The organism is Oleiphilus sp. HI0043 (genome assembly GCF_001634935.1).
Genome location: NZ_LWEY01000752.1, coordinates 1 through 604 on the forward strand (window position 1 = coordinate 1; position 604 = coordinate 604).

The following is a 604-nucleotide window of genomic DNA, read 5'->3' on the forward strand; positions in this document are numbered from 1 at the left end:
GACCGCCAAGGCAACGCTCTATCTTGGGCAACTGCTGGTGGATCAGGTTTCCGTGGTTCGCGAAAAAGTACACCTTTTGCTGCGCAGGTAGCAGCTGAAAGAGCCGGTAATGCGGCTGCTGAATACGGCCTTAAGAACTTAGAAGTTCAAGTTAAGGGTCCTGGACCAGGACGCGAGTCCGCTGTTCGCGCTTTAAACGCTTGTGGTTATAAAATCACAAATATCACGGATGTGACACCTATTCCACACAATGGTTGTCGCCCACCTAAGAAACGTCGCGTTTAGAGGATTAGCAAATGGCTCGTTATATTGGACCAAAATGTAAACTGTCACGCCGTGAAGGTACTGACTTATTTTTGAAAAGTGGCGCTAAAGCGCTAGATTCAAAGTGTAACTTAGAAACTGCTCCAGGTATGCACGGTGCTCGTCGCGGACGTTTGTCTGAATACGGTACCCAGTTACGAGAGAAGCAGAAAGTTCGCCGTCTATACGGTGTTCTTGAAAAACAGTTTCGTGGCTACTATAAAGAAGCTGCACGCCGTAAAGGCGCTACAGGTGAAAACTTGCTTCAGTTGCTGGAACAACGCCTTGATAATGTTGTATA

General features: G+C 47.4%; 2 protein-coding genes. Both read left to right on the forward strand.

Annotation, left to right across the window (positions count from 1 at the left end; genetic code table 11):
- The coding region (rpsK, locus tag A3729_RS08645) for a 30S ribosomal protein S11 (protein ID WP_068633662.1) at positions 1-285 on the forward strand (285 nt) is incomplete at its 5' end.
- Between the two features lie 11 nt (positions 286-296).
- Positions 297-604: 30S ribosomal protein S4 (gene rpsD / locus A3729_RS08650; protein ID WP_082882062.1), on the forward strand; the 308-nt coding region annotated here is incomplete at its 3' end.